The 22,585-nt window shown below is 49.5% G+C and carries 18 protein-coding genes; 9 read left to right on the top strand and 9 right to left on the bottom strand.

Annotated features, from left to right (window positions below; genetic code table 11):
- Positions 1-32 precede the first annotated feature (32 nt).
- Positions 33-1,037: a thiosulfate ABC transporter substrate-binding protein CysP gene (gene cysP, locus N8M53_RS13170; RefSeq protein WP_269580324.1), complete on the bottom strand. Its 1,005-nt coding sequence runs from the start codon at positions 1,035-1,037 to the stop codon at positions 33-35.
- Positions 1,038-1,282: 245 nt separating this feature from the next.
- On the opposite strand from cysP, the gene cysM reads away from it, so the two are divergent.
- A complete protein-coding gene (cysM, locus tag N8M53_RS13165) occupies positions 1,283-2,173 on the top strand; it encodes a cysteine synthase CysM (RefSeq protein WP_167315414.1) in 891 nt (296 codons plus the stop codon).
- A gap of 72 nt (positions 2,174-2,245) precedes the next feature.
- Here the strand turns inward: cysM and N8M53_RS13160 are convergent, their stop codons facing one another.
- Positions 2,246-3,946, bottom strand: a complete 1,701-nt coding sequence (locus N8M53_RS13160) for an FAD-dependent oxidoreductase (RefSeq protein ID WP_269580323.1) — start codon at positions 3,944-3,946, stop codon at positions 2,246-2,248.
- Between the two features lie 10 nt (positions 3,947-3,956).
- Positions 3,957-4,148 (bottom strand): YgaP family membrane protein, encoded by a 192-nt coding sequence (locus tag N8M53_RS13155; protein ID WP_046075776.1) that lies wholly within the window; start codon positions 4,146-4,148, stop codon positions 3,957-3,959.
- Between the two features lie 198 nt (positions 4,149-4,346).
- Between N8M53_RS13155 and N8M53_RS13150 the strand changes: the two genes are divergently transcribed.
- From N8M53_RS13150 to N8M53_RS13135, 4 genes are all read left to right on the top strand, one after another.
- Positions 4,347-4,685: an ArsR/SmtB family transcription factor gene (locus N8M53_RS13150; protein ID WP_269580322.1), complete on the top strand. Its 339-nt coding sequence runs from the start codon at positions 4,347-4,349 to the stop codon at positions 4,683-4,685.
- Positions 4,686-4,806: 121 nt separating this feature from the next.
- Positions 4,807-8,115 (top strand): efflux RND transporter permease subunit, encoded by a 3,309-nt coding sequence (locus tag N8M53_RS13145; protein WP_269580321.1) that lies wholly within the window; start codon positions 4,807-4,809, stop codon positions 8,113-8,115.
- The gene (locus N8M53_RS13140; RefSeq protein ID WP_269580320.1) at positions 8,112-9,155 is read left to right on the top strand and encodes an efflux RND transporter periplasmic adaptor subunit; all 1,044 of its coding nucleotides are present in this window, start codon (positions 8,112-8,114) and stop codon (positions 9,153-9,155) included. The genes N8M53_RS13145 and N8M53_RS13140 overlap by 4 nt, the downstream gene beginning before the upstream one ends.
- A 74-nt stretch (positions 9,156-9,229) precedes the next feature.
- On the top strand, positions 9,230-10,012 hold the full coding sequence (locus N8M53_RS13135; protein WP_269580319.1) for a substrate-binding periplasmic protein: 783 nt from the start codon (positions 9,230-9,232) through the stop codon (positions 10,010-10,012).
- 151 nt (positions 10,013-10,163) lie between these two features.
- On the opposite strand, the gene N8M53_RS13130 is transcribed toward N8M53_RS13135, so the two are convergent.
- The 6 genes from N8M53_RS13130 to N8M53_RS13105 all read right to left on the bottom strand — a co-directional run bounded on the left by N8M53_RS13130 (position 10,164) and on the right by N8M53_RS13105 (position 19,273).
- Positions 10,164-11,519 (bottom strand): diguanylate cyclase domain-containing protein, encoded by a 1,356-nt coding sequence (locus N8M53_RS13130; RefSeq protein WP_269580318.1) that lies wholly within the window; start codon positions 11,517-11,519, stop codon positions 10,164-10,166.
- 73 nt (positions 11,520-11,592) lie between these two features.
- Positions 11,593-12,324: a substrate-binding periplasmic protein gene (locus N8M53_RS13125; protein ID WP_269580317.1), complete on the bottom strand. Its 732-nt coding sequence runs from the start codon at positions 12,322-12,324 to the stop codon at positions 11,593-11,595.
- 27 nt (positions 12,325-12,351) lie between these two features.
- Complete coding sequence (locus N8M53_RS13120; RefSeq protein WP_269580316.1) at positions 12,352-13,902, bottom strand: methyl-accepting chemotaxis protein; 1,551 nt, start codon at positions 13,900-13,902, stop codon at positions 12,352-12,354.
- Between the two features lie 65 nt (positions 13,903-13,967).
- Entirely contained in the window at positions 13,968-14,705 is a 738-nt protein-coding gene (locus N8M53_RS13115) for a substrate-binding periplasmic protein (RefSeq protein WP_269580315.1), read from the bottom strand.
- A gap of 269 nt (positions 14,706-14,974) precedes the next feature.
- Entirely contained in the window at positions 14,975-16,804 is a 1,830-nt protein-coding gene (locus tag N8M53_RS13110; RefSeq protein WP_269580314.1) for a M4 family metallopeptidase, read from the bottom strand.
- 465 nt (positions 16,805-17,269) lie between these two features.
- Positions 17,270-19,273 (bottom strand): hypothetical protein, encoded by a 2,004-nt coding sequence (locus N8M53_RS13105; protein WP_269580313.1) that lies wholly within the window; start codon positions 19,271-19,273, stop codon positions 17,270-17,272.
- A 257-nt stretch (positions 19,274-19,530) separates the two neighbouring features.
- Between N8M53_RS13105 and N8M53_RS13100 the strand changes: the two genes are divergently transcribed.
- The 4 genes from N8M53_RS13100 (at position 19,531) to N8M53_RS13085 (ending at position 22,540) form a co-directional block, all read left to right on the top strand.
- Entirely contained in the window at positions 19,531-20,010 is a 480-nt protein-coding gene (locus tag N8M53_RS13100) for a GNAT family N-acetyltransferase (protein ID WP_269580312.1), read from the top strand.
- A gap of 16 nt (positions 20,011-20,026) precedes the next feature.
- Positions 20,027-20,332, top strand: a complete 306-nt coding sequence (locus N8M53_RS13095) for a hypothetical protein (protein ID WP_269580311.1) — start codon at positions 20,027-20,029, stop codon at positions 20,330-20,332.
- A 200-nt stretch (positions 20,333-20,532) separates the two neighbouring features.
- A complete protein-coding gene (locus N8M53_RS13090; protein WP_269580310.1) occupies positions 20,533-21,240 on the top strand; it encodes a 4'-phosphopantetheinyl transferase family protein in 708 nt (235 codons plus the stop codon).
- Positions 21,241-21,310: 70 nt separating this feature from the next.
- Positions 21,311-22,540, top strand: a complete 1,230-nt coding sequence (locus N8M53_RS13085; RefSeq protein ID WP_158075205.1) for an MFS transporter — start codon at positions 21,311-21,313, stop codon at positions 22,538-22,540.
- Positions 22,541-22,585: the final 45 nt, after the last annotated feature.

Below are 22,585 nucleotides of genomic sequence, written 5' to 3'. Positions count from 1 at the left end.
CGATGGCATAGCGTCTCAATACCTAGAAAGAATTAACGGCGTTGCAGTTGGTCGAGTTTTCCGCCACTGGCAAAGTGCGTTTTCATGGCCTGGTCCCAACTCCCTGCGATAGCTTCCACGGTCAGCAATTCGACTTCAGGGAAACGATCGGCATTGTCTTTGACCACGTCAGGGTGATGGACACGGTAGTTAAAATCGGCCAATAAGCGCTGTGCTTTTTCACTGTATAGGTAAGACAGATACTCGGTTGCCAACTCAGTGGTGCCGTTGCGTTTGGCGTTACGCTCTACCACGGCGACGGGGAACTCAGCCAAAATCGAGGTTTTAGGCACCACAATATCGTACTTGTCGCTACCATATTGCTGGCGGATATTGTTGACTTCTGATTCAAAGGTGACCAGCACATCGCCAATGCCACGTTCAACAAATGAGGTGGTTGCGCCGCGGCCACCGGTATCAAACACCGCCACATTGGCGAGAAGCTGTTTCAAAAATTGGTCTTGTTGCTCGGTGTTGTTTTTTCCGAACGCCTTTTGCGCATAACCGAGTGCGGCAAGATAGGTATAACGCGCATTACCGGAGGTTTTTGGATTCGGGAAAACAGAAGCAACGTCGTCCTTGGCCAAATCATCCCAATTTTCAATATTCTTTGGGTTGCCCTTGCGCACCAAAAACGCGGTGGTGGAGTAGTACGGCGAGCTACTGTTGGGGAAATTCTCTTTCCAGTTTTTGTCGATCAACTTGCCGCGATCGTACAGCACCTGCACATCCGTGACTTGGTTGAAGGTGACAACATCCGCTTGCAGCCCTTGCATGATGGCGCGTGCCTGCGCCGAGGATCCACCATGCGACTGCTTAATGGTCACCGACTCTCCGGTTTTTTCTTGCCAGTGCGCCGCAAACAGTGGATTGTAATCAGCAAAAAGCTCCCGTGCGATGTCGTAAGATGAATTCAAGAGGGTTTGCTCGGCGGCAGATACCGGCGCCGCGCTGGTGGCAAGCAAAGCCGAAAGAGCCAGAGTTTTGAATACCTTCATTGTAAAAATCCTTGATGGCCGTTTGTTGCTGTTATCAGCAAAGAAAGTTGGGATAGGTCACAGAATAAAAGCAATCGAAGGGAATAAAAAACAGTTTAAATATAACCATTTTGTATATGTTAGTGAAAAAATGTCTGCGTGTCGCACATAGCCTCCTTGTAGGATATGGCGATAGACAGTGCCTTACGCGGTGTTGAAAGCACCCATCAGGCAGGCAATTCATGAAACATGCAGAGGTAAGCAACGTGGCTGATTTCCCCACGCTTGAAGATTATGTGGGTCAGACCCCTTTGGTGCGCTTGCAGCGCCTAGCCGCAGCGACAGGCAGCACTGTTTTGGTCAAACTCGAGGGCAATAACCCGGCCGGTTCGGTGAAAGACAGACCCGCACTTAATATGATCGTGCAAGCAGAAGCACGGGGAGATATCCAACCGGGCGATACCTTGATTGAAGCGACCAGTGGCAACACTGGGATCGCGCTGGCGATGGCAGCGGCGATTAAAGGCTATCGACTGATTTTAATCATGCCTGAAAACGCTACACAGGAGCGCAAAGATGCCATGCGAGCCTATGGCAGTGAGCTTATCCTCGTCTCTCAAGCGGCGGGGATGGAAGGCGCACGCGATTTAGCTTTATCCATGCAGGCACAGGGTAAGGGCAAAGTGTTGGATCAGTTTAATAACCCGGATAACTGGCAGGCGCACTTAACGGGTACGGGCCCAGAAATTTGGCAACAAAGCCAGCAACAAATCACCCACTTTATCGCCAGCATGGGCACCACAGGCACCATTGTGGGAACCTCAAAGTACCTAAAAACGCAAAACCCCGCGATTAAAACCATTGGCTTACAGCCTACCGAAGGGAGTGCGATCCCTGGTATTCGGCGCTGGCCGGCTGAGTATTTACCTGGCATTTATACCGACGAGCATATCGACGAGGTGATGGACATTTCTGAGCAAGATGCGAAAGAGACTGCGCGCGCCCTCGCCAGAGAAGAGGGTATATGTGCAGGTGTTAGCTCGGGTGGCGCGGTGTTTGCGGCCCTGCAAGTCGCGAAAGCCGAACCCGGCTCTGTGGTGGTGGCCATTGTTTGCGATCGCGGTGATCGTTATTTGTCGTCGGGACTGTTTTCATAAACGCTGACCAGCAGGTATAAAAAAGGTGACCCAAGTCGGGTCACCCAGTTTGATGTGAAAGCAGTGATCGCACTATGCCTTGGCAAACTTGTAGGTGCGATAGCCCCCAATTAAGTTGCGAGCTTTAAAACCATGATTGACCAGTTGGCGATAGGCGACATTGCCTCTGAGGCCGACTTGGCAGTACACCACAATTTCTTTGTCTTTCGGTAGTTCATCGATGCGTCCACGTAGTTCGTCGACCGGAATGTGCACATCGCCCTCAATCAACTGACCGTTTTCGCGCTCTGGCGCATTGCGCACATCGAGTAGCACTTGCTCGTCGGAGAGGTTGTCTACCTCATCAAAGTGGATCGGCGTTGCGTCACCTTTAAGAATATTGGTGGCCACAAACGCCGCTTGGTTAATCACATCTTTGGCACTGCCATACGGCGGCGCGTAGGTGAGCTCGAGATGTTGGAGCTGCTCAACGGTCATGCCAGCACGCTGTGCCACGGCCATGACATCAATGCGTTTATCAATACCGTCTTTACCCACGGCTTGCGCGCCTAAAATCGCACCGGTATCCGGAGCAAACAGCAGCTTAAATGAGACAACCTCTGCGCCAGGATAGTAACCGGCATGACTGGCGGCGTGGACATACACTTTTTGGTAATCGATGTCAGCGTGCTTAAGTTGTTTCTCATTTTGGCCCACTGACGCCACCGCGAGATCAAACACTTTGCAGATGGCGGTGCCTTGGGTGCCGAGATAATGCTCAGTGCTTCCTAGCATGTTGTCAGCGGCCATCCGCCCTTGACGGTTCGCCGGACCCGCCAGTGGCACTAATGTTGGTTTATGGGTCACAAAGTCAATCTCTTCCACTGCATCGCCGACCGCGTAAATATCGGGATCTTGGGTTTGCAGAGTACTGTTGACGACAATGCCGCCTTTTTCACCAATGGCAAGCCCCGCTTGTTGCGCCAGCGCGACTTCAGGCTTAACCCCAACCGCCATGATCAAAAGTTCGGTATCCAGTTTGTCGCCATTATTGAGGGTCAGACGTAAAGCGCCTTCCAGATGCTGAGGCTCACTGGGCTCGCCGGCATCATCACTGGCAACATGCGTGGTGGGAATAAACTCGGCGGACTCCAGCGCGGTACCTAGGTGTAAATCCACCCCGTGATCGCGAATGGTTTGATGGACAAATCCCGCCATTTCTCGGTCAACCGGCGTCATCACCTGATCGGCCATTTCCAACAGGGTGGTTTTAATCCCGCGTTGATGCAGCGCTTCCATCATCTCAAGACCAATAAAGCCCCCGCCGACGACAGTCGCATGGCTGGGATTATTCATATCAATGGTATGCAAAATCGCATCCATGTCTGGAATATTGCGGAGCGAGTGGGTTAGCGGGTTATCTAAGCCAGGAATAGGCGGCATGATCGGGGCCGCGCCTGGGCTTAATAGCAATTTGTCGTAGCTTTCTTGGTAGTCGCTGCCATCGGCACGGGTGACGGTGACGGTTTTGGCCTCGCGGTTAATCGCAGTGACCGTACTGTTGATGCGCACGTCCACATTAAAGCGGGCGCGGAAACTGTCCGGGGTTTGCAGCAAGAGTTTACTGCGGTCGGTAATGTCACCGCCGATATGATAAGGCAAACCACAGTTCGCGAACGAGACGTAAGGGCCCCGTTCGAACATGATGATTTCGGCTTCTTCACTTAAACGACGGGCGCGAGCGGCGGCAGAAGCGCCACCGGCGACGCCGCCAATAATCACGATTTTGGTCATTATGACTCCATTAAGCGTTGCTGAGTCCAAGTTTTTTCAGGAAAAAGGCAGCCGGACAAATCCCTGTAAACGCACTTTGGATCAGGTTTACGCCAACGAAGACGGTTAGCCAAACAAATTGGCTGTGAACTGTGAGGGTAAGCACGACAGAAAGTAGCACCATCATGCCAGCGATTACGCGTACGCCATTATCAATTGTCATAGCAAGACTCCTTTGCATCCTCTATACGATTACCCGACAGACCGAACCGCTTTGGCTCGAACGCCTTCAGTGTTTGTCGGCACTCGGATCACTCTAGAAGTTATATTTAGAAAAGTCTAATAATAATTTATCTAAATTAGAATTGACTAAATAAAATGCCGCGCTAAGCTATGCGTATTGACGAAAGAGGAGTGGGCGATGGCAGAGTCAACGGTGCCGTTTGAGGCAGAAAGCGTACCGGATATGGACATCAGTGCCATGCGAGAGCAAGCGTCTCTCGTGGCGACCATGTTGAAAGTGATGGCCCATCCTGAGCGATTAATTGTGCTATGCCAGCTTTTGGCGGGAGAGATGTCGGTGGGGCAATTGTTGCAAGGGTCGCGCCTGAGTCAGTCCGCGTTTTCTCAGCACCTTAGCGTGCTTAAGCGGCATCAACTGGTCAAGGTACGTAAGTCATCGCAGCAGGTGTTTTATCAGCTCAATGACCCCAACGTCGCGGCGATTATCGCTACCTTACAGCGGCTTTATTGTGCCTGATGAGTCTGAATCTGAGAGGTCAGCACATATTCATCGCCAGTCAATGCGCTAAGTTAATTAACATTCAGCGTTTTTACCTATCGTTTTCTTGTCGTTACTGTCATCAGCCAAAGGATCGAATATGCGAGATGCTCAGCCACAAGGTCAGCTGATCACCCGAGTGATGAACAGCTTCTTCCCGCCCATTCTCATTGTGCTCGCGCTGTTGGTGGGCGCGGCGGCACTGTGGCTCACTCCCAAAGAAGAAGATCCGCAAATTGTGGTGCCAATGGCGGATGTGGTGGTGCAAGCGCCCGGTTTGAGTGCCCCGCAAGTGGCAAAGCAGGTGACGCAGCCTCTGGAGAAAAAAGTCAGCCAAATTGACGGGGTGGAGTATGTGTATTCCACCACTCAAGCAGGATCTGCGTTGGTCACGGTGCGTTTTTACGTGGGTGAAGATCGCGAGTCGGCCTTGGTGAAGCTATATAACAAGCTTTATGCCAATCAAGATGCGATCCCAGCCGCGGTGAGCGAGTGGGCGATTAAGCCGGTAGAAATTGATGATGTACCAATTGTGATTGCGGCGCTGCGTAGCGACAACCCTGATCAGCTCGACCATTATGCGCTGCGACGCATTGCCGAGCAGGCGACCTTGGATCTTAAAGCCCTTCCCGAAACCAATGCGGTGAAGGTGGTGGGCGGCGTGCCGCGTCAGGTGTTGGTCACGCTCGACCCTGCCGCCATGGCTAGCTATCAGATCAGTGTGTCTGATCTCACCAATGCCTTTTCGTTGAGCCATCAAAAGCGTGATGTCGGGGATATTCAGCATCAGGGTGAGCGCTATTTATTAAAAACCGGCCAGTGGTATCAAAGCCTTGAGGACATCCGCCATTTAGTGGTGGCGGTGGTGAATGGCAAACCTGTGTATCTGCAGGATGTGGCCGAGTTATCGGACGGTGCGCAAGAGCCCACCACAGATACGTGGATCCAATCGACCGATGATAGCCAGCCGCATCCAGCGGTGTTTCTCTCGGTGGCAAAGCAAAAAGGCGCCAACGCGGTCAGCGTGGCTGAGGATGTCACCACCACGCTCAATCATTTGGTCGCCACGCAATTTCCCGAGGGCGTGAGCGTCGAGATCATTCGCAATTACGGCCAAACCGCTGATGCCAAAGTGAAGAGTTTGGTGTCCAGCCTCGGTATTGCGGTGCTCACCGTGGTGGTCTTTGTCGGCTTGTTTTTAAACTGGCGCAGTGCCTTAGTGGTGGCGATTGCGATCCCAATCAGTTATGGCGCGGCATTAGGGCTGGATTTAGCCTTTGGCTATTCGATTAACCGCGTCACCTTGTTTGCGTTGATCTTGGCGTTGGGGCTGATTGTTGATGATCCGATTGCCAGTATCGACAACATTGAACGGCACCTGACCCATGATAACAAGCCGCGAGGCCGCACGATTGTGCTGGCGATGCTAGAAATCAAGCGCGCATTGATTATGTCGACCGTGGCGATTGTGATTGTGTTCACCCCGATGTTTTTTATCACCGGCATGATGGGGCCATATATGGCACCGCTGGCATTCAATGTGCCGGTCAGCGTGGTGATCAGTACCTTGGTGGCGTTTTTAGTCACCCCTTGGCTCGCTAAAAAAATTGTTTGCGCTTCCAATAAAGGCGATGACTATCGCATTGAGACCACGCCGCTGTACCGTGGCTACCGGCGCGTGTTGCTGCCATTGCTAGAAAACAATCGTCGCGCTAAAGCGTTTTTATCGATAGTGGGCGTGTTGTTTGTCATCGCCGCTCTGCTGCCTGCTTTGCGCCTCGTACCGCTTAAGTTGTTGCCGTATGACAATAAAAACGAGTTTCAGGTGGTACTGGATTTGCCGGAAACCGCCAATCATGTCGATACCTCCAATGCGCTGCGAGAGATGAACCGTTACCTACAAACGCAAGCCGAGGTGGTGTCGGTATCCGGCTTTGCCGGGCTCGCCTCACCGATGGATTTTAATGGCATGGTGCGCCATTACTTTACTCGCCATGCGCCTTACCAAGGTGAACTGCGGGTGGTGCTGGTGGATAAGCACCGGCGCACGTTGCAATCACATGGCTTGGTCACGCGCATGCGTGATGAATTAGAAGCCATCGCAGCAAAATATGATGCCGAGGTGCAATTAGTGGAAATGCCACCGGGTCCGCCTGTGCTGGCAACCATTGTCGCGGAAGTGTATGGCTCGCCAAGTACGCCGTATTCAACCCTACAAGCGCAAGCGACTCAGGTGGCCGAGCGATTAGAGCGTGAAGCCTTGGTGTCAGAAGTGAGCACCAGTGTTCAAGGGCCTCTATCGAGCTGGCAGTTTGAAGTGGACCAAGAAAAAGCCGCCTTATCTGGCATTGCGGTAGCCGATATTAACCAAGCCCTTAGAGCCGCGAACCAAGGGGTCACGCTGGCCCATTTGGCCGATGCCGATGAAATGGATCCCTTGCCCGTGAGGCTGCAACTTGCGCCAGATGCCCGTGATCAGCTTGATGCGCTGCTCGCACTGCACGTACGTGGTCGGGCTGGAGTGGCTAAGCAATCGGTACAAGGGGCCTTGGTGGATGCGCCGCAACCGCTGGTCGCGTTGAGTGAGCTCGGCCATTTTACGCGACAGCCCGTTGATCAGCCTATCTATCATAAGAATTTACGCCCCGTCGTGTATGTGTATGCCGAACCTACTGGACGGGTGCCGGGCGAAGTGGTCGCCGATGTGATGGCCGATTTTAATCAACCAGAGTCGGACAGTGCTCGCCCGCTATCAGCGCGTAGTTATTTGGATAATGGCGCGGGTGATGGCTGGCAGGTGCGTGACGGTATCGAGGTGGTATGGAGTGGTGAGGGAGAGTGGAAAATCACCATTGATGTTTTCCGTGATCTGGGTATTGCCTATGGTGCGGCGCTGCTGGGTGTCTTTATTGTGATGCTGATACAAACCGGGCTACCGGCGGTGTCAGGCATTATTATGCTGGCGATCCCACTGACCGTGATTGGCATTATGCCGGGCTTTTGGTTACTCAATGGCTTAAGCGGAGAGATCAACGGCTATCCAAATCCAGCGCTGTTCACCGCCACCGCGATGATTGGCATGATTGCACTGGCGGGGATTGTGGTACGTAACTCATTGGTATTGATTGAATTTATTCAACAGTCACTTGCACAAGGTATGGCGCTGAGTGACGCCTTAGTACAAGCGGGCGCAGTGCGAATGCGGCCCATTTTGCTGACCGCAGGCACCACCTTATTGGGGAACGTGATTATCACTCTCGACCCGATTTTTAATGGCTTAGCCTGGGCGATTATTTTCGGTATTGCTGCGTCTACCGTGTTTACCTTGCTGGTTGTGCCCGTGGTGTACAACCTCGCGTATCAAAATCATCCAACCCACGGCCTATCAGTAGAAGGAGAGAATGCATGAGGGCAAAAAAAGGCGTACTCGCACTGGTGCTAGGCACTGGGCTATTAACCCTGTTTTTGGTGATGGCTGGGGTGTTTACCGCGAACGTGGCGCCCGTCTCAACACCGACTGAGACACCGAATGATGTTGAGACACTGACGCTCAAAGCGGTCGAACAGCCACAAACCCGCATTTTTTCCGGCCAGTTGGAGGCCAGGCAGACGGCAACCTTAGCGGCGCGAATGACGGCAACCGTCGCGGAAGTACTGGTTGATGTCGGCGACCGCGTTGAGCAAGGGGATGTGTTGCTGCGTTTGGATAATGCCGATCTCAGTGCCAAAGTCCGCCAAGTGCAACAAGCCTTGGCCTCGGCGCAATCGCAACTGAATACCGCGCGCAGTGACTACCGCCGAATGGAGACCTTGTTGGCGAAAAAGCTGGTGCCTCAATCTCAATTCGATGAGGCGGAGAATCGCTTAAAAACCGCGCAGTCTGAGTATCGTCGTGCCCTTGCTGCGGTGGATGAGGCGGAAACCCAATTTGGCTTTAGTCTGGTGCGCGCGCCGTTTCCAGGGTTGATCACGGATAAAATCATCAACCAAGGGGATACAGCAACACCGGGTGCGGCGCTGCTATCTCTGTATAATCCTGAAAGCATTGAAGCGACGGTCAATGTGGCGGAATCTGCGTTACCCTTTGTCGACATCGGTCAATCGTTGACGGTTACGCTCCCCACCTATGAGAAAACCCTTACGGGCGTGGTGCGCACCGTGACACCGGCTGCCGATGCGACTTCACGCAGCTATCGTGTTGTAGTGACACTGCCAAACACTGAGGTGAGTGATACTTTGCTACCGGGTATGTTCGCAAAAGTGACAGTGTCACAAAAAGCCGAGCCTGTGCTTTATTTACCGAGCAATGCGTATTATCAAATTGGACAACTTAACTATGTGAAGGTGCTAGACGCAGGTGAGGTAAAGACACGGCTGGTCTCTCTCACACAGCAAGGGCGCGTGCGTAAGGGAATCAAGCCGGGTGAAGTGATATTACTGAATCCGTAAAAATAAGTGATTCAGGTCGCATTCTCGCAGATATCGTCAATACTTAGGGTGAGATTTCCTAATAGGAGTTCACTATGAAAATAGCGACACTTTCTGCAACAGCAATCGCCGCGACAGCACTCACTGGCACCCTGCTATCTGGGCCAGCCCTTGCTTTAGAGACATCATCACTCAAAGCCTGTGGGGACGGTGCAGGGTGGCCCCCTTATACCTTTGAAAAAGGCGGATCCGTTCAAGGGTATGATGTGGACGTTCTTGACGCGATATTCGGCAAAGAAGGGGTAGATATTTCGGTTGAAATGCCCCCTTGGAAGCGGTGTGTGCTGCAGACGAAAGCGGGCAATTATGATATTGCGCTCAGTGCCTCCTACAGTGATGAGCGGAACCAAGACTTTATTCTCAGCGAGTATTACTACACACTTCAGCCAAGTTATATTTATTCAACAAGCCAACATCCTAATGGCTTGAATATAAGCTCAGTGGACGATTTAAACGGCCTAAGAATGTGTGGTCTGCTTGGTTACAATTATACGGGATTTGGTGTTGATGACAGTAAAGTCAGAAAATCGGCAAAAAGCTTCGAGCAGTTAGTGCAAAAAACGGAAGCAGGGCGCTGTGATGTCTTCTTGGCGCGTTATGAAATCTTGGCTGGGTTTAAAGTGGCTAAAGGCACTGATTATCTTGCCGGGGGGATGCAAGCTGAGCCTATTCCTGGAAATAGCGGTGATAAATTCCATATGATGATCTCGCGTGAGCATCCAGAAGCCATGGAAATAAAAGCCACGCTTGATGCCGGGTTTGAGTCAATGCGTGACGCCGGCGAATTACAGTCTATTCTCGATACTTATATTAAATAAATGGTTATAAAGAAAAACAAAAAAAGAGGTGATGCGTCACCTCTTTTTTATTGTTGTTAAATACTGCAGTGAAAGACCAACAGACAATCGTCTTAATAAATGGGTTTAAACCCAGTTTATAGCATTAAAAATAGTTTGCGCTCTCTTTCGATCAACCGATGGCGTTAATGGATAGCCCAGATGTGCTTTTCTCTGATTTTGCTTTGTACATATCTTGATCTGCCGAGGCCATCAGCTCATCTAAATCACGAGGGGAATGATGGTTAAAGAGGGCACAGCCAATACTGAGCGATGGATAGATATGGTAGTGTTGCCATCGACACGCGGAGGCTTCGACCGTTTCTTTCAGGCTCTTCAGCACGTTATTGACATCGCTAGGGTGCACATCTCGCAATACAACAATAAATTCGTCACCGCCCATTCTTGCGACCAAGTCTGATGAGCGGGTGCTTTGGTTTAGTGCTGAGGCTACATGGCTAAGCAATGCATCGCCAGCTTCATGACCGTATGCGTCGTTAACCTTTTTAAAATCATTTAAGTCGATATTGAGCAGCGCAAAGGACTCTTTTTTCTCTTTTGTGAGTGAATCAAGTTTCTCGATCGCGAACCGCCGGTTAGGAAGTTGGGTTAACTCGTCGACCAGCGCTTGCTTTTTCGCGATAAGAAAATTGCGATAGAAAAGCAATATCAGGCCATAAACAACGAGAAAAATGCTCGTGCTGGTCGCGTAAATCATAGCGCCTAGGCGCACGATGCCGGGTGAGCGCTTGAGTGTGTATTCGACGGCGAGTGACCATTCGCCACTAGGTAGAGAAATCGGGACCGTAAAGTCAGCATTGGCAACCGTCGATTGGGAGCCATAAAAGTAAGCCAGTGTTTCACTGTTTTTGATGGCGACATTGGCGCCACTAAGATCGTATAGCCCGACTTCACCGAGCATCTTGATATGGTCAATGACAACACTGACTCCTCCCCAATAGTCCGACGTGTCCGTTGGGGAGGAGAAGATAGGAAACCGTGCAATGAGTGCTTGACCACCTTGAACGAGGTTAACGGGTCCTGAGATGTACACGTCGCCACGATTTCGCGCTTTTAACACCGCACGATATTGGTCTGGGCGGGTGCGAAAGTCTAACCCGATAGCAGCTTGGTTCCCTTCGAGAGGGTAAACATGGCTGATAATATTATCGGGCGCGAGGCCCACATTGCGGACATAATCTGCCTTGTCTAGGAGTTTTTGCGCCACACTGTCCCAATTGGCCATAGCGAAGTCCGGATCAATGGTGACCACGGTCGCCAAGCTATCAGCGACATAGGTATCGTGGTATATCGCCGCCTCAATCCGGGACCGTATCAAGGAAGCTTTACGATTAATGTCCTCTTGCTCTTCTTGGATGACTCGGTTGACGATCGTGTCGCCAATGAAAGCCGTTACGCCTAGCGTAGTGACCACGTACGCGAGCGTAAACAGGATAAACCAAGTTTTAAGGTGGCGAGGTAAAACCATATTGCTCCAAGCTAAAAAAGGGGAAAAGAACTATTCTTTCCCCCTTAAGCATACTCAATATTTCTATATACGATCAGTTTATGCCATATTTTTTCAGGATTTTTTCAAACGTGCCATCCGCTTTAATCGCATCAAGACCTTTGTTGTAGGCATTGATAAACATTTGGCTGTCGGGGTTGGCTTTGCCACTCGTGACATGTAAAGGGTTGGTTGAGAGTGCCTGGTCAGTAAACGCAAACTGGCTGCTATCAAGCCCCTCTTCTTGCATCACTGATTGGGCGACGATCTTGTCTTCCAAGGTCAGATCAATACGGTTGGCGAGCAGCTTTTTTAAGTTGGTTGCTAGGTTATTGGCAGCAGGCTTATCAAAATGCGTTGCCTCTAAAAATGCATCGCCATAGCCGTAATCGCGCACAATACCAACCACTTTTCCTTGCAAGTCATTCAAACTCGAGAATTTAAAAGTGTCATCTGCGCGTTTAATGAAGGTAAGCTGGTTACTCATATAAGGGTTGCTGTAACGCAGGAACTCAGTGCGGGCTTCAGTATGCCAAGTGGCGGGAAGCAAGTCGATATTCCCCTTGCTGACCGCATCAAGGGCGCGAGCCCATGGCATATTTTTAAACTCGACTTCATAGCCTTGTGTTGCCATCGCGGCTTTGACAAGTTCGACCGAAATGCCCGATCGATTGGGGTCCGTGGTCACAAAGGGTGGCCACGGATCTTGCGCTGCTGTTAGCGTTCTGGCCATTGCGCTAGGCGCCAATAATAGAATTGCCAAGCCAACTGTAAATAACTTTTTCATGTCCTCTCCTTGTTATTATTCCTTTGATTACGTTTTAAATTTCCCCATTTGTGCTTTGATGTCTTCACTGAGGGTAAGCACTTTGTCGGTGCGTGCTGCGTTTTCTTGTGCGCCCTCAGTGACGTAATTGGTTGCCTCCGAGGCTTCATTGATTGCTTGACTGACTTCATCAATGGCTTGACGTTGTTCGTCGGTCGCTTGCGAAATTTGTCCGCTACGCTCGGAAATATCCGTGATGGTCTCGCGCACTTGGCTCACAGACTCTTGTGATTCAGACACGCGTCCGGCGGTGTTTTCGAGGATACTACCTATGCGTTTGATCTCTTTTTCTACCGACTCAGTGGCCTCACTCAACGATTTGATATTGGATTGAATTTGCTCGGTGGATTCACTGGTTTTGACTGAAAGGCTACGTACTTCGTCAGCCACCACCGCAAAACCTCGGCCTTGTTCGCCCGCGCGCGCTGCTTCAATCGCAGCGTTCAGCGCCAAGAGGTTGGTTTGTTCAGAGATATCATTGATGACGTTGACGACGTCAGAAATCTTCTCGCCTTCCTCAAGCAGTTTATGCATTTCAGCATTCACGTTTTCCATCTCTGAGCGCATATTGATGATTTCAGATGCGGAGCTTTCAATGGTGCCGTACACTTGGTTAACCAGATCGGTAGCGCCAGCCGCACGGGTTGCCGCATCGTTCGCTGTATCGGCGACTGTGGCAATGGATTGATTCATCTGCGTGGCGGCGGCAGCAACGGTAGAGAGACTTTGTTTCTGTTGTTCCAAGCGTTCCGCGTTAGTGCGCGCCATTTGTCCACTCTCTGCTGAGACTTCAGCGAGATTGATAGAAGCTTGGGTCACTTCATTGACGATTTCACGCAATGAAGCGGTAAAGTGGTTAATATGCTCGGTGATCTGGGCGAATTCTTTGTATTTCGGGGCTGGGATTACGGTAGAGAGATCACCATCACCACTGGCGAGTTCTCGGACACGCGCAGTTAAATCATTGAGTGGTTTAACAACGGTAGCGGTTAAGGCCAAGATTAAGAATACGATGATCACAAGATCGAGCACTAGCAGCTCAATGATACTTCGGGTGAGGGTCTCAGATAATTCTGCCTCTAATCTGTCGGTGTTGTAGAATACCTGAAGTGTCCCCACCTTGTTGGTTTCACCATATTCGGTAAATGAAAGCTCACTTTCTTCGTGGGGCATGGATTCATACATCGACTTTTCGCCGTCGCCAATGTCTTTCGGCTGGCGTTGTCCCTCGTCATTGGGTGGTCCGAGGCGTAGAAAAACGATGGCAGACCCTTGATTATCCAGTATTCGAACCGCTTTGATGTCAGGTGCTTTCAATTCGGCAGAAATCGAGAGTTTGGCCGCTTCCAGGTCGAAATCCCAAATTGCTTTAGGCAAACTGAGATTCATACGATTGGTGGCATTTGCCACTGTGGTTTCAAGCGCGCTACTCAGTTCCTGTTTGGTATTTTGATAATCAATATAGCTTGATACCCCTAACACCACAGAAACAGCAATAACCACTTGAGTGACAAATATTGCTTTTAGACTCTTAAACATAGCGCTACTCTTCCATTTTCATTGTTATGCGATCTTAGTGCGACCATTTTCTTTTCGAGTGATCATTATTCGCCTAGGTGTTCTTTCATTATCTGTTCAACATTGATTTTCTTTAGTCCTTGGTTGACGACTTCACGCCATTTTTGCCCTTCGGCATTGTCGGCAAACGCAATGTAGAGTTTTTTATCAACCAAGAGTTTTTTGTTCATTTGTAGATTGGCTTTAACAGCACTGAGAGCAGGATCATTCTCTTTGAGATAGTCCAGCACATTGGCATCGACGACGGCTAGTGGGATACGTTCACGTCCTACTTTCTGTAAATTTTGTGTATCACTGGTGACCGCAGACGATTTGAGTGTGCCATTTGCAATGCGCTCATCTAATTCTGGTGTGTTGACATAGCCACGCACCACACCAATGGTATGTTGAGTTAGATCATCAAGGGTTGACCACTCTATAGGCTGGTTGACGTTTTCAACGAACCCGAGCGGGCCTGTCCCTATCGGGTCAGAGAAGATCAATTCATCTGTTTCGTAATGATATTCTGGAAAATAGCCAGCGTACTGCGCATCATTCTTCACCAAATACACGGTGCGTGACCAAGGGTAAAATTCGACGTTAAGTTCGTGCCCCATGGCTTGTACAGCCGCACGCACAACAGCTACCGACGCACCTTGATCGGGCAAGTTCTTACCAGAATAAGGAGGCCACTCGAGCGATGGCATGGTGAGGACATCGGCTCGCACTGGTGTTGCAACGAGGAAAAGGGCTGATAAAACGATAGTGAACAGATGCTTGAGCATAACGTCTCCAATTTATCCATCATTCCCTTAAGCGTAGACGAGATAAAAATACGTGGGTGTAGTGATCGTTTATTTGTCGGACAAATATCGATTTTTGTCGTCATAATGTGATGAAAATAAAGAATTTCCTGGTCGGTCCAGAAGAAGGGAAGAGAGTGACTAGCCGGAAGTAAAGAGGCGATCTTTAATTTTGTCCATGAATCTAGCTGATTTTGGTTTTGATATAGACAAAAAAGCCGCTGTTTAAACAGCGGCTGGTCAGAAAGTGATTAATCACGCTCAAGGCTGACGTTGGAGTAGCTACGATAGCCTCGCACCATGACGTGGTACTCGGTACCTTTTTGTGCACTGATGCGACAGGTTTCATCGTTGCCGTAGTCATAAGGACGACAGTCCCAGTTATTCGTAGTGGGCTTGCTGTCTGCTTTTACATAAAGGTCGGCATCACCCGTACCACCGCTCATCACCACATTGACGTTGCGGCTGCTATCGACAGTAAACGTAAAGAAGGTTTCACTGCCGCTGCCACCACTTAAACCGGTAACCGGCTGGTTGGGCTGAAGCACGTTTCCGCCGTTATCACCACAACTTGCATCGACGCCGACGGTATTGAATGCATCGATAACGTCTTGCGCATTGTAAGCCAAGTCTTGCGTGGCTTTCACTACGCCGCACGCACCTTGGTCGAATGTGCTGCTGGCGGTCCAATACAGTTGGTTCGCGGTAGTGAATACTTCAAAGCCTTTGCGTACATCCCAGTTCGCTTTGTTGGCAAGGAGATAGAACGCACGGTTATATACGCCGCTTGAATAGTGCACATTCATGCCGTCACGGTACTGGCTCGCGTCATCAATTGATTTGCCATCGCGAGAAGGTTGGTCAAAATAGCGCAGCCCACCAGAGCCCTTAAAGATGTCGGCACCGACCACCCAATCGACTTCATCATGCATGTAGTATTCTGCGGCTTCACCGGCAATATCAGAAAATGCCTCATTGATCCCGCCCGACATGTCGGCATAGATAAGGCCAGAGTTTTGCTCAGTAAAGCCGTGGCTGACCTCGTGGGCACTCACATTGATATCGACTAGGGGGTAGAAGGTCGATTTGCCATCCCCGAATGTCATTGAGCTACCATTCCAGAATGCATTCTCATAGTCGTTGCCGTAGTGTACACGCATAGTGAGCTGGAACGTCAGTGGTGCGGTATTCATCCAGTCTTTGTACATATCAAAAACAACGTTACCGAAATAATGCGCATCGTTCAGTGCAGAATAAGCGCCGTTAACATATCTTTCGTCGTTGTAATTGCTGCTGTCTGTACATGGGTAGGTGAAGGCTGTGCTGCCCGTGGTACCGTTCTCTAAATCGACCGTTTTCACTTTGTCGTTTTCTAGCGTACATGTGGTGCCGGTTTTGTCGATAGGGAACCCATCATAGTCCGTCCCATAAATATATTGGCCGGTTTTTTCGTTACCACCAGGGCCTGTACCAACGGCAGTGGCATGATTAATTCCATCCCAGTGTTTCAGAATCTCACCAGTGTTGGCATCCATCATATAAAAAGGACGGCTTGGGTCGTCACCAGCGATAAAGAAATCAACAATATAGACGAGCTGCGCATTCTGCTCGTCATCCAGCTTGACCACCAAGCGAGTGTTCTCGTTTTCAAATGGCGCTGAGGTGATGGTTTGCTGACTTTGCGTGAAAGCGGCTTTAGCGGCTTCTAAAGCAGATTGGCTGTTAAGCGCGGGTGAAATTGAGGCGATATCGTTCGCGACGCCTTGCGCCATGGTGCCGTATACGTCGCTTCGCTGACCTTGTTTTTCGGTGGCGACGACCGCAGTATCGATAACTGGCACACCTTGATAGGTTTGTTGATAACGGACTTTCACTTTGCCATTTGGCAAGGTGACGCGTTTCACTTCTTTAAACCCTAGCGGGTTAGCTTGTGAGCCTGATGGTGCATAAACGCCAGCGGGTTGGTCTAAGACCTGACTCAGCATGGCATCATCAGTGACATTAATCAGTTCTGCACTCAGTGCCGGTGTGCTAGCGACTACGCTAGAGGCGATAAGCCATGTCAATTTAGAGAGTTTCATTTTATTGCCCTAATTGTTGTTGAAAGATTCCTTTCTTCCCAACTGCACAATAGGAAGGCGAACATGTCGGTTCGCACCTTTAAAGTGGCCTATCAATAGAATCGTTTACAAGCTCGTTACAATTTGTCGTGTAAACAAAGAATTACGGTATAGGCGTGTTTCAAACGCTAATTAAACAGAAAACGTCGGTTGACTAGTTTTGCTTACAGGTGTGTTGGCTAATTACTAATAAATGACCATTATTCTTTACAGAATAAATGACTATTTATTTATGAGAGACTGACCGCAGTATTAATGAATATCCATGTCTATGAAAACATGAACCGTGCTCACATTGTGACTGATACTGGGCTGAGGTGGATCGAGCAATGAGCCGAAATAATGCCAGGCCCACACGTCAAGAGAAACACTTTGGCTATTGATGCTCACCGGCCGTCCGTTGGCCAGTGACAAACGCGTTAGGTGTTATGGCGTACGGCGTTGATTTGCACCTTGCGATTTCCCCGCAGGCACCGGATCTTTGGGCCAAAATAGGCTAGAGGGGTGCTGTTTGATTTGTGTCAGTACCGCGGTTCTTACCGACTTAATGTCTAATTCACAGTTACGAGATCGTAGCGCGACGAATAACGCTAAACCAAAACTGACCCAGAGATTGATAAAGCCTATCATCAACACCAAGAACAGGCTGGATAAGGCTGACACCCAAGACTGAAAATCGCTAATGTGCGCATATGCAGCGTGCGCCGACGAAAACGCCACATGGCGGATGTCTAATGGGACCTCGATGAGATAACCAACATAGCTAGTCATACCCAGCAACACCCCAAAAATAAAATTCCCACCCAAGGCGCCGTAATTCTCATGAATATAATAAGCGGCTTTCTCACGATGTTTAACAGGGATAACCCGAAACAATCGATGGGCGACCAATCGATCTTTTAGCTCAATGTAATCCGCTCGGTTATCTAATATGCCGGTAATAATGCCTGACAAGAACAGCCACACACCGGCGATGCCCGCATACAGCCAAGCTAGGCCGCTCAGTGGGTGAATGGCTGCTTTTTGATATGCTGCCTGCTCACTGGTAAGCAATGGGCTGTGATAAAAGTGGCTAAAAAGCAGGCTCACTAGCACACTCACGGTAATTGCGGCGGTAATGTTGCCCCACACCGCAAACCATTGAGAGCGGTTTACATTAATTAGCAGGCGAGCGAGCTTTTTACTTCTTGTACGCCCCTGCTTGTTTTTTTCAACGTGCGCGGCAAAGTTTGCTGCTGTCATCGCCGGCTGTTTGGTGGCAATAGTAAAGTGCAAAATGTGCACCAGCATAAAGCCGACACCGTAATTGAGACTGACCAGTAGCGCATTATTAAGCGGTGTAAGCTGCAGGCTCTCGATATACATCTTTACCCACGCCAATAGCGAGATAATCACCCCAGCACCGCAGGCACCACGTAGAATTTTAAAATAATCCTTTTTCGTTTTGGCGATGTAGTGCTCGCCGTGGTTACTTTTGTTTTGAGTAACACTTTGCGCAAAGGTACGTGTGCTTTTGCGGTAAATGGCACGCACGCTATTGCGCTCGGTCACCGAGGTGAGCAATTGACGCCAAAGGTTAAGCACGCAACGCGCTTTTTGGTGAGGGTGGCGAAAATCCAAAATTTGAATCAGGAGCACCATGCGGTTCAACGTTTGATCAAGACGCTCGAGCATATGTGAAGCGTGTGCGGAGAAGCCCATTTGACTGATGCCGCGAGCGCGGATCCGTTTTACCTGCTGTTGGCACTGCTCAATCATCACCCAAAAATGGGCCGTATCTTGGCCAGACATGTTGTCGGCTTTGATCGCTGCCACCAAGTGGCTGGTTTCACGTTGAAGTGCAATAAACGGTGAGTCGACTTCACTCAAACGGCGGTCTATGCGAAGCAGTTCAGGGTCTAGCTCTTCTGCCGCAATCCAGATAGATAGCATTTCTAGCGAATAACAAAGCTCGCTTTTGATATAAGAGCCTGTTGTGCGGATAGCTTCGGGAGAGGCATTTTTCACCAACAGACAATAAAGCTTAAACCAACATTTATGGGAAATGGTTTTGACCCACGCTTTGTCTTCACCACCAACAAAATAACTGAGCAAGTCATTGATATCGTTGCAGCGTTTTGGCGGCGGATTGACTTTATTGTAAAGGCGGCGAAAAATTTCGGTAACCAGCCCGTTTTTAGAGAAGATCCCCAACTGTACAAATGCGGGTGACAGTTTTATTTTCTTCGCCTCATTGCACACGCTATTGGCAAAGAGTGCGGCTTGAGAAGGGGAGTTGGCTAAGGCTAAGACAAGTTGTTCAAGACGCAGCTCTGCCAGCTCGGGTTCACCTTCACGAAGATAGGTAAAAAATATATCAAGGCGCTCTGTGTCGTTGGCACAGAGTGAGAAACCGTCTATCACTTTAAAGGCCGGTGTAATTGCAGGCATATATCAATTTTCTTATCAGTAGATAGTCAACGCGCGCGTAGTCTACAAGAGGGAGTGAATAGGGGGAAGCAAAAGTGTATTTAGATCACACCTGCAATGTTCTGACTTGGAGGCGACAAGCATGAATTTTATCTTTACACTTCCCTCGTTTAATAAAAAACCTTTTTTATTAGAGCTTTGGAAAGGGTGCCTTAAATGCACCATCATGAGTCGATGCTATCGGCTGAGCCAACGGAAGAGGCCTCTAAGGGGGAGCCATGATCAGGGAAATGACCCGACCTGACTTTGCGTCATTCTGGCCGACGTTTTCGGCGATTATTCAAGCGCAAGAAACCTATGCCTTGGATCCTGATATGACGCAGCAAGACGCTTTTTCACTTTGGTGTGGCTCAACCTTAAATGCGTACGCGTACGTGGAAAATGATGCCGTTTTGGGTATTTATTACATCAAGCCTAATGGAATGGGGCCAAGCCGGCACATCTGTAACTGTGGATATATGGTGGCGAGTGAGGCAAGAGGGAAGGGAATAGCCCGTCTACTCTGCCAGCATTCGCAGGATATGGCGCTCGAACTAGGGTTTAAGGCGATGCAGTTTAATAGCGTAGTCTCGACCAACGACGTGGCGATTAAGCTTTGGCAAGCTCTCGGCTTTTCGATTGTTGGCACCATTCCTAAGGCGTATAAGCATTCACGGCTGGGGTTTGTTGATAGTTACGTTATGTACAAATGGTTATAAAATTTTGACCCAGAATATGAAAGCATTGTCGATAATCCTGCTGACCGTACAACTGGTGTTGATTGGTTTTTCACACTATTACGGTGGTGTCGCAAGCAGTGAAATACAAAACATACCAACCGCAGCTGACGCTCAGTTGCATACGGTACTCTATCGTGTTCAACACTACAGCGGCTTAGAGGAGGCCCTCGGTTATCTTGCCGCAGGGGCTTGGCTTGTTACAGTGATTGTTTTAACTATCAGAAAAGTGACAAACACTGTATGGGCTCAGCTTTCTATGCTTTTACCGATCTTGGCCAGCTTAATATTGAGCTTTGTTTAGCTCCTCAATGTCGGTGCGAAAGCACGTTTCTTTAGCGAATTTTAGCCTAGAGATTACCTGTGATGTCGTGCTTAAGTGTTTGATTTACAATGCGTGGATTACCCTTCAGCGAAGATTAAGTGTTTGAGCGTAAATGCTTGCATGACGATAGCGCATCAATAACAATGATAGCTATTCTCATCTTTAATGTTTTAGGAATTATGCGCCAATCCGCTTTCTTCCAGCCCCCGTGTTCCGTGGCTTTGCCTGACTCTGACACCTCAGTAATGATGATGCAGTTCGACACACAGCATTATTCTCCAGTGCTGTTTGCACATTGTGGTATCGAGATGCCTGAAGCAATACGTGGGGCAGTACATAAGCGACAAGCGGAGTTTTTAGCAGGTCGTAATCTGGCAAAAAAAATCCTGATGAGCTTGGGCTTTATGTCGACTGATATAGCGGTCGGTAACGATCGTGCGCCTATTTGGCCACAGACCGTGACTGGGAGCATTAGTCACACGGATAACTTAGCCGCTTGTGCGATTAGCCCGCAGTACAGTAAGCATGGGGGCGTCGGTATCGATATCGAGTCAGTGATTGATGTGGAGAAGGCGACAGAGATGGAAGGGGTCGTATTCACTGAAAAGGAGCGAGGTAGGCTTCCAAGCGACGCGCGAGACATAAGCTGGTTGATGACGCTGCTGTTTTCCGCCAAAGAGAGCATTTTTAAAGCTTTATACCCGCAAGTTCAGTGTTATTTCGATTTTTTGGATGTCACCTTTTTGCGGATGGACGCCCAATGGTTGTACTTTGAGCTCAATACAAGGTTGGCAGACGCCTTAGTACCGGGCATTCAAGGAAAGGTGTATTACGCTAAAGTGGGTGAAAAGGTACTGACGTTCACGCGTTCTGAATATTTCATATGATAATAATTATCATTTATTGAGTTTGTGTTATCAGGCAGTTACAATCGATTTTTTTAGATGGGTTGTGTCCATGGATCGTAATGCGCTGAATGCGAAGCCAGTTTTAAGGCTGGCGCTGCTTATTAATATGCTCTCTGTTGGAACCTTGATGATGGTTATGCCGCTGGGACCGGACTTAGTGCGGGATATTGGTTTAAAAGGTGAGCACATTGGTTACATCAGTGGCGGCGCGACGTTTGGCTCCGCTATTATTGGTTTTTTTCTCGCTCCTGTATTAGATCGCTATGATAGACGAGCAGCTTTAACATTCTTTCTTCTTCTTCGTTCGCTCCTGATAGCCTTGTGTGGCTTGGCCACCGCGCCAGAACAATTACTACTCATTTTTATTGCAGCAGGCTGTTTCTCTGGCCCTCTTAGCGGCTTGATCATGGCTTCTGTCCTAGATGTGACCCACGTGGCGGAGCGGGGCAAGGCGATGGCCTTTGTTGCCAGTGGATTTTCACTGGCAGCGATCATCATTGTTCCAGCGTCATTGATGTTGGCGCAGTGGATGAGTTGGCAGATGACGTTCTTTTTCTTTGGGGGCATGGGGGTGGTATTGGCCATTGCAGTCAGGATGTATATGCCATCGTTGCTCCCTCAAAAAAGTGAGACCACACCGACGACGGTGCGTGCGGCTGGGTTGGCTCAAATGACAGGATCCACGCCATTTGTACTCGCGATGACGATGATGGGGTTGACCCTGTTTGGACATTTCCTATTGGTGCCAAATCTTTCAGCGTATTTCCAGTTTAACTTGGATTTCCCGCGGAACGAGATCAGTTACCTTTATCTGTTCGGTGGGGTGATGAGCATTTTGGCGATGCGATACAGCGGCAAAATGATGGACAAAGGTTCAGGCCAGCGGGTGTTATTTGCTTTAAGTGCGATTGTCGCAATAGTGGTCTACTACGGTTTTGTCAGCGACAGTACAGATAAGTGGGTCTATCTGATTTTTATGATTTTGATGGCATCTAGCTCGGCGCGCAGTGCAATTCTGGCTGCATTTACGTCAAGGGTGCCACCCCCACAATACCGTGCTGCCTTCATGACGTATCAATCAACAGTGTCTAATTTGGCCGCTGGTAGTGCGGGGATTGTCAGCTCCATCTATCTCGTATCAGGGCCCGCAAATCAGCTAGTGGGGCTCGATACACTCGCCACAATGACTATCGTTAGCGCGCTTGTTGTTCCCTTACTTGTTTGCTGGTTTGTCCCATCACTCAAACAGTCGCAACGCTCTACGCAGGTTCCGGGTTAAGCCCGGACCGCCTCCACGCCGTTTTATCCTCTATCTGTTCATTTT

Source organism: Salinivibrio kushneri (assembly GCF_027286325.1).
GTDB lineage: Bacteria > Pseudomonadota > Gammaproteobacteria > Enterobacterales > Vibrionaceae > Salinivibrio > Salinivibrio kushneri_A.
This window is presented reverse-complemented; position numbering and strand designations above follow the sequence as displayed.

Coding starts and splice junctions, on each gene's coding strand:
- cysP (WP_269580324.1), bottom strand. CDS start 1,037: ATGAAGGTATTCAAAACTCTGGCTCTTTCGGCTTTGCTTGCCACCAGC.
- N8M53_RS13160 (WP_269580323.1), bottom strand. CDS start 3,946: ATGACCAAAATCGTGATTATTGGCGGCGTCGCCGGTGGCGCTTCTGCC.
- N8M53_RS13155 (WP_046075776.1), bottom strand. CDS start 4,148: ATGACAATTGATAATGGCGTACGCGTAATCGCTGGCATGATGGTGCTA.
- N8M53_RS13150 (WP_269580322.1), top strand. CDS start 4,347: ATGGCAGAGTCAACGGTGCCGTTTGAGGCAGAAAGCGTACCGGATATG.
- N8M53_RS13145 (WP_269580321.1), top strand. CDS start 4,807: ATGCGAGATGCTCAGCCACAAGGTCAGCTGATCACCCGAGTGATGAAC.
- N8M53_RS13140 (WP_269580320.1), top strand. CDS start 8,112: ATGAGGGCAAAAAAAGGCGTACTCGCACTGGTGCTAGGCACTGGGCTA.
- N8M53_RS13135 (WP_269580319.1), top strand. CDS start 9,230: ATGAAAATAGCGACACTTTCTGCAACAGCAATCGCCGCGACAGCACTC.
- N8M53_RS13130 (WP_269580318.1), bottom strand. CDS start 11,519: ATGGTTTTACCTCGCCACCTTAAAACTTGGTTTATCCTGTTTACGCTC.
- N8M53_RS13125 (WP_269580317.1), bottom strand. CDS start 12,324: ATGAAAAAGTTATTTACAGTTGGCTTGGCAATTCTATTATTGGCGCCT.
- N8M53_RS13120 (WP_269580316.1), bottom strand. CDS start 13,902: ATGTTTAAGAGTCTAAAAGCAATATTTGTCACTCAAGTGGTTATTGCT.
- N8M53_RS13115 (WP_269580315.1), bottom strand. CDS start 14,705: ATGCTCAAGCATCTGTTCACTATCGTTTTATCAGCCCTTTTCCTCGTT.
- N8M53_RS13110 (WP_269580314.1), bottom strand. CDS start 16,804: ATGAAACTCTCTAAATTGACATGGCTTATCGCCTCTAGCGTAGTCGCT.
- N8M53_RS13105 (WP_269580313.1), bottom strand. CDS start 19,273: ATGCCTGCAATTACACCGGCCTTTAAAGTGATAGACGGTTTCTCACTC.
- N8M53_RS13100 (WP_269580312.1), top strand. CDS start 19,531: ATGATCAGGGAAATGACCCGACCTGACTTTGCGTCATTCTGGCCGACG.
- N8M53_RS13095 (WP_269580311.1), top strand. CDS start 20,027: ATGAAAGCATTGTCGATAATCCTGCTGACCGTACAACTGGTGTTGATT.
- N8M53_RS13090 (WP_269580310.1), top strand. CDS start 20,533: ATGCGCCAATCCGCTTTCTTCCAGCCCCCGTGTTCCGTGGCTTTGCCT.
- N8M53_RS13085 (WP_158075205.1), top strand. CDS start 21,311: ATGGATCGTAATGCGCTGAATGCGAAGCCAGTTTTAAGGCTGGCGCTG.